General features: G+C 40.7%; 7 protein-coding genes. 2 read left to right on the forward strand and 5 right to left on the reverse strand.

All coding sequences use genetic code 11. The annotated features are described in order from the left end of the window. Positions 1–115: 115 nt before the first annotated feature. The 5 genes from rplS to ffh form a co-directional block, all read right to left on the reverse strand. On the reverse strand, positions 116–475 hold the full coding sequence (gene rplS / locus H5122_RS19910) for a 50S ribosomal protein L19 (protein ID WP_002962189.1): 360 nt from the start codon (positions 473–475) through the stop codon (positions 116–118). 33 nt (positions 476–508) lie between these two features. Then, positions 509–1276 (reverse strand): tRNA (guanosine(37)-N1)-methyltransferase TrmD, encoded by a 768-nt coding sequence (trmD, locus tag H5122_RS19915; RefSeq protein ID WP_002962190.1) that lies wholly within the window; start codon positions 1274–1276, stop codon positions 509–511. Continuing rightward, the gene (rimM, locus tag H5122_RS19920; protein ID WP_024596584.1) at positions 1276–1812 is read right to left on the reverse strand and encodes a ribosome maturation factor RimM; all 537 of its coding nucleotides are present in this window, start codon (positions 1810–1812) and stop codon (positions 1276–1278) included. Before rimM ends, trmD begins: the two co-directional genes overlap by 1 nt. 17 nt (positions 1813–1829) lie before the next feature. After that, on the reverse strand, positions 1830–2078 hold the full coding sequence (gene rpsP / locus H5122_RS19925; RefSeq protein ID WP_002962192.1) for a 30S ribosomal protein S16: 249 nt from the start codon (positions 2076–2078) through the stop codon (positions 1830–1832). Positions 2079–2338: 260 nt separating this feature from the next. After that, the gene (ffh, locus tag H5122_RS19930) at positions 2339–3718 is read right to left on the reverse strand and encodes a signal recognition particle protein (RefSeq protein WP_002962194.1); all 1380 of its coding nucleotides are present in this window, start codon (positions 3716–3718) and stop codon (positions 2339–2341) included. A gap of 252 nt (positions 3719–3970) precedes the next feature. On the opposite strand from ffh, the gene H5122_RS19935 reads away from it, so the two are divergent. After that, a complete protein-coding gene (locus H5122_RS19935) occupies positions 3971–4777 on the forward strand; it encodes an inner membrane protein YpjD (RefSeq protein WP_002962197.1) in 807 nt (268 codons plus the stop codon). Positions 4778–4838: 61 nt separating this feature from the next. After that, on the forward strand, positions 4839–6107 hold the full coding sequence (locus H5122_RS19940) for an HlyC/CorC family transporter (RefSeq protein ID WP_002962198.1): 1269 nt from the start codon (positions 4839–4841) through the stop codon (positions 6105–6107). The last annotated feature ends 143 nt before the right edge of the window (positions 6108–6250 follow it).

Here is a 6250-nt window from a genome sequence, read left to right on the forward strand (position 1 = left end):
AGAATTGAGAATTGAGAATTGAGAATTGAGAATTGAGAAAATAATATTCTAAAACCAAAACGGGTTGCAACCCGAAGGATGCAACCCGTTTTTTTGCGTTGATAAACAGCGCGTATTAGTTAAGTTTTTCTCTAATACGTGCAGATTTACCAGAACGCTCACGTAGGTAGTAAAGCTTAGCACGGCGAACTGCACCGCGACGCTTAACTGCTACGCTATCAATAAGAGGGCTGTGCGTTTGGAATACACGCTCAACACCTTCACCGTTCGAAATTTTACGAACTGTGAATGCTGAGTGAAGACCACGATTACGCTTAGCGATTACAACACCTTCAAAGGCCTGTAGACGCTCTTTAGCACCTTCTTTTACTTTTACCTGTACAACCACTGTATCACCAGGGCCAAATGCAGGTACGTCTGTTTTAAGCTGCTCATCTTCAAGCGCTTTAATAATATTTTGGTTTACTTTTGCCATTATGTTTCTCACTTTCCTAGGTGTAACTGTCTTCTAGCCACAAGCTTTTTGGTACTCTTGCTGAAATTCTGCGAGTAATACCGCTTGCTCCTCAGTCAGAGCTAGGTTATGCAACAAGTCAGGACGTCGTAACCAAGTTCTACCTAATGACTGCTTAAGCCGCCACTTTGCTATCTCTTGGTGGTTTCCACTGAGTAATACAGCAGGAACCTGTTTGTCGTCCAATGTTTCTGGTCGTGTATAGTGTGGACAATCTAACAAGCCATCCGAAAACGAATCTTGTTCTGCTGACTGGTTATGACCTAACACACCTGGCACTAATCGCGCTACTGCGTCAATTAATGTCATGGCAGGTAGTTCACCACCACTCAAAATAAAATCACCAATTGACCATTCTTCGTCAACATATGATTCTATTATTCTCTCATCTATACCTTCATAGCGACCGGCAATCAAAATCAGTTTATTAGAGTTAGCGAGTTCGCTAGCGCCCTGCTGATCAAGTTTGCGCCCTTGCGGGGACATATAAATTACTTTAGCGCCATCACCAGCTGCTTTTTTAGCTTCGGCAATCGCTTTTTTTAATGGCTCAACCATCATTAACATACCTGGTCCGCCCCCGTAAGGACGGTCATCTACGGTTCTATGCTTATCTAAAGCGTAGTCTCGCGGATTCCAACAGTTAAAATCAATTAAACCATTTTTTACTGCGCGACCGGTAACACCTTGGTCTGTAATAGCGTCAAACATGTCTGGAAAAAGGCTTATCACCCCTACCCATAATGAACTAGTTTGCGTCATTAAAACCCTGGGTCCCAATCTACGGTAATTTCTCTTGCGTCGTATTTAACTTCTTTAATAACTGAATCAGTTAAAAAAGGAATCAAACGTTCAGCTTGACCAAATGCGTCTTTACTGTTTGCTTTCACAACTAGTACGTCATTTGACCCTGTCTCCATAAGGTCATCAACAATGCCTAAGCTATAACCTTTATCGGTTACAACAGACATGCCAATGAGATCTCGCCAATAGAACTCACCTTGCGGAAGTTCTGGTAAATGCGCTGCATCCATTGAGATTTCAGCATGGGTATAAGCCATTGCTTCGTCTCGGTCGTTTATCTGCGCAAATTTAGCGATAAAGCCTTTGTTGTGGCGACGCCAGTCGACCACTTCTAAGGACTGCCATTTACCTTGCTGCCCTATCAACCACGGGCTGAAATCGAAGATCCCTACGGGATCATCAGTAAATGAATGTACCTTAAGCCAGCCCTTTATACCATATGGGGCACCGAGCTTTCCTACGACAATTATTGATGAGGTGTTCTCTTGACTCATGGTTACACTTACGCCTATTAAGCCGCTTTACGAGCGTCTTTTACTAACTTAGCTACGCGATCTGAAAGAGATGCGCCCTGACCTACCCAGTGTTCAACACGTGGTAAATCTAAACGAATTTTTTCTTCTTGACCTGAAGCAATTGGGTTAAAAAAGCCTACTTTCTCGATGAAGCGACCGTCACGCGAGAAACGGCTATCCGCAACCACAATTTGATAGAAAGGGCGTTTTTTAGCGCCACCACGTTGCAAACGAATAGTTACCATACCGTCCTCTATAAAGATTGACTGTTTTCATTAATAAGATTTACTCCCCAGAATGGGGAGCTGGGGAATTGTACGAGTTTTTGGCAATAACGCAAGTAAGAAGTGAAGCAAAAAGACAGTTTAGTAGGTTAAACCGTGATCTCAACGACAAAATAGGGTTAAAGGTGTATTACATGCATAATTTATTCAACAAAAAAGGAGCTATTTGCTCCTTTAAATATGATTCGCTATTATTTTAAAAAATAACTCAAAAGTATTTTTTAAAACTTAGGACCACCGCCACCCATCATCCCAGGTGGTAACATGCCTTTCATACCGCGCATCATTTTAGTCATGCCGCCTTTACCTTTCATCTTTTTCATCATTTTTTGCATTTGCGTAAACTGCTTAAGCAACTTATTAATCTCTTGTACTTGTGTACCAGAGCCAGCAGCTATGCGTTTTTTACGTGAACCTTTGATGATTTCTGGACGTGCGCGCTCTTTTTTAGTCATTGAGCTAATAATAGCTTCCATTTGGATAAATGTTTTGTCACCCATTTGGCCTTTAACGGCATCTGGTAAGTTAGACATACCAGGGAGCTTATCAAGCATCGACATCATGCCACCCATATTTTTCATTTGCTTTAATTGATCAGCAAAGTCGTCAAGGGTAAAACCGGCACCTTTAAATACTTTTTCAGCAACTTTGGCAGCTTGCTCTTTATCTACTTTCATTTCGACTTCTTCGATTAATGAAAGTACATCACCCATACCTAAAATACGCGACGCTATACGGTCTGGATGAAAAGGCTCTAGTGCGTCAGTACGCTCACCCACACCCATAAATTTAATTGGTTTGCCTGTGATATGACGAATAGATAAAGCAGCACCACCACGTGCATCACCATCGGTTTTTGTTAATATTACACCGGTTAGTGGCAGGGCTTCGTCAAATGCTTTAGCTGTATTTGCCGCATCTTGACCCGTCATTGCATCAACAACGAATAAAGTTTCAATTGGGTTGATTGCTTTGTGAAGATCTTTAATCTCGTCCATCATGTTGCTGTCAACATGTAAACGACCTGCGGTATCAACAAGTACTACATCTATAAATTTCTTTTTAGCATGAGAAATTGCAGCGTTTGCAATATCCACTGGCTTTTGCGAAATATCACTTGGAAAGAAATCAACGTCAACTTCTGTAGCAAGCGTTTCTAGCTGTTTAATCGCAGCAGGGCGATAAACATCGGCACTTACTACAAGCACTGATTTCTTTTTGCGTTCTTTTAAAAACTTAGCAAGCTTAGCTACACTGGTGGTTTTACCCGCACCTTGCAGACCCGCTACCATAACAACGGCTGGCGGTTGTGCATTTAGGCTTAGCTCTTCATTGGCCTCACCCATTGCTTTTTCTAGTTCTTCACGCACTATTTTTATAAATACTTGGCCTGGGCTTAAGCTTTTGGTAACTTCAACCCCAACTGCACGTTCTTTAACTTGTTTTACAAACTCGCGAACAACAGGCAGTGCCACATCGGCTTCTAAAAATGCCATACGCACTTCGCGAAGTGTGTCTTTTATGTTGTCTTCAGTCAGACGGCCACGGCCACTGATATTTTTTAAGGTTTTACCTAATCGTTCTTGGAGGTTCTCAAACATGTAACGGTTCCGATAAGACGTTTATATCAATCCATTAAAATTTTGCGGTTAGTTTGATTTTCAATTAACCAGGATTGACTTATTAAGTTTCAATTAAAAGTAGTATACCGTATATGGCGTCTTACAATACAGTGTTCAAGTGCACCTTGTTGAGTTTCTTTTTTTAAGGTCTATGCATTTGCTTTGCTATAAAATACAATGGCTATATAACAACAAGGATTATTTTGTCTCAAATTAAGTGGCCCAAGCACAATGCTGATTATTAGTTTAACTATTATTGCCAGTTTATTTTATGTGTTAGCAACGTCTCACGTGCTCTCACGCCTGTTTCATCAACAAGGCCCTAGCCAAAAGGTAACCGTCATATTGAGCACGGTTGCTATAGTGGCGCATATGCTGCTGTTAGTTAACTCTGTTTTTAGATCCGACGGTCAAGACTTAAGTATTGTAAACGTCTCCCTTTTAACATGCTGGGTTATTGTAGTTTCAGTAACAGCTGTGTCGCTAAAGTTCCCTGCCACTTTATTATTGCCCGTTGTTTATGGTTTTGGTGCTTTACTTACAATTGCCAGTTTATTTATTCCTCATCATATTTTACTGCAAAGCATTAATATTGAGGTTGGCTTAGTAACACACATTTCCTTATCCCTATTGGCCTACTGTATTTTAATTATTGCTACTTTATATGGTGTACAGTTCTACTTTATTGATAAACGTTTAAAACGTAAAGATTTAGCAATTGTGCATAGTCACCTTCCTCCTTTGATGGTTGTGGAGCGCCAGCTTTACCAACTCCTTAATTTAGGCACCATATTACTCACGTTCGCATTACTCTCGGGATTTGTATTTCTTGATGGGATGTTTGCTAAAGAGTTCATTCATAAAACGATATTGTCGTTAGTTGCGTGGGCTATTTTTGCCATTGTAGCCATCGGGCATATGAAAAAGGGTTGGCGCGGTAAACCTGTGGTTATTACGATCATGGTCGCTGCATTTGTCCTCACACTCGCATATTTTGGCAGCCGTTTCATACAAGAAGTGATACTAAATAAGTTTTAACTTGACTCTGCTTGCTCACTCTAGCTTAATACGCATTGATTTATAAGAAAAGGATCCATCGTTGGACGACATATCGACAAGTACCCTATTTATCATTTTAGGTTTTTTGGTGCTTTTTTCTGCTTATTTTTCTGGTTCAGAAACCGGAATTATGTCAATCAATCGTATACGCCTGCGACACCTCGCTAAAGAGGATCATCGTGCAGCTAAACGAGTCAGTAAATTACTTAGCCGTCCAGATAGGCTCATCGGTTTAATCTTAATTGGCAATAATCTTGTCAATATAGCTGCAGCTCAAGTTGCTACCATTATAGGTATTCGCCTTTACGGTGACCTTGGTATTGCTATCGCTACGGGTGTGTTAACTTTAGTCGTGCTTATATTTGCCGAAGTAACACCTAAAACTCTTGCTGCCCTCTATCCTGAAAAAGTTGCCTTTCCAAGCTCAATAATACTTAAAGGGTTACTAAAAATTCTTTTTCCTTTTGTTGTTATCGTTAACTGGATGACCAACGGGATATTGCGATTATTTGGTATTAGTGCCGCTCAAATCGACGAGCACAGCATGAGCAAAGAAGAATTAAAAACAGTGCTCAATGAGTCAGGCGCACTTATCCCTGCTCGCCATCAAAGTATGCTGACCTCAATTTTAGATTTAGAGCAAGTAACCGTTGAAGATATCATGATCCCACGTAACGAAATTGTGGCTATTGATATTAATGATGATTGGAAACTAATTAGTCGCCAGCTTACCCATGCACAACATACTCGCGTGTTGTTGTATCGCGACAATATAGATGACGCAGTAGGCTTTATTCACTCTCGAGATGCACTTCGTCTACTTACAAAAGAGCAATTTGATAAACCATCTTTGCTGCGTGCTGTACGCGAAATTTACTTTATCCCAGAGGGAACATCACTTAACACTCAGCTGTTAAAGTTTCAGCAGTCTAAAGAGCGTATTGGCTTAGTAGTAGACGAGTATGGCGATATTCAAGGTTTAGTAACGCTTGAAGATATTTTAGAAGAAGTTGTTGGCGATTTTACAACTACACAAACTCGTACGCCAAGCGAAGAAGTAGAAACACAAACTGATGGCTCTTGTATTGTAGATGGCGGCGCTAACGTACGCGATTTAAATAAAGAGATGGGTTGGGATTTCCCACTAGACGGCCCAAAAACTTTGAGTGGTTTAATTGTTGAATACTTGGAAGATATTCCCGATGCAAATATTAGTCTACGTATTGCGGGCTACCCTATTGAAGTACTTGAAGTAAAAGAGAATATGATAAAACAGGTGAAGATTCAGCCTAATAAGCGTTCTCGCTAAGTATAAAAGGAGCCGATTGGCTAATGCCGATCAGTTAAGAAAATGACCGGTTGACCGATCCAAACGATCATGCAAAATCCGTAGTTAGGAAACTAACTACGGATTTTTTTGTGAATATAGAACAAGCACTGCAAGCAACACTT

Source organism: Pseudoalteromonas sp. SG43-8, assembly GCF_014164245.1.
Taxonomy (GTDB): Bacteria; Pseudomonadota; Gammaproteobacteria; order Enterobacterales; family Alteromonadaceae; genus Pseudoalteromonas; species Pseudoalteromonas distincta.

Bases quoted from the DNA above. Each gene is read 5' to 3' on its own strand.
- rplS (WP_002962189.1), bottom strand. From the start codon at position 475: ATGGCAAAAGTAAACCAAAATATTATTAAAGCGCTTGAAGATGAGCAG.
- trmD (WP_002962190.1), bottom strand. From the start codon at position 1,276: ATGACGCAAACTAGTTCATTATGGGTAGGGGTGATAAGCCTTTTTCCA.
- rimM (WP_024596584.1), bottom strand. From the start codon at position 1,812: ATGAGTCAAGAGAACACCTCATCAATAATTGTCGTAGGAAAGCTCGGT.
- rpsP (WP_002962192.1), bottom strand. From the start codon at position 2,078: ATGGTAACTATTCGTTTGCAACGTGGTGGCGCTAAAAAACGCCCTTTC.
- ffh (WP_002962194.1), bottom strand. From the start codon at position 3,718: ATGTTTGAGAACCTCCAAGAACGATTAGGTAAAACCTTAAAAAATATC.
- H5122_RS19935 (WP_002962197.1), top strand. From the start codon at position 3,971: ATGCTGATTATTAGTTTAACTATTATTGCCAGTTTATTTTATGTGTTA.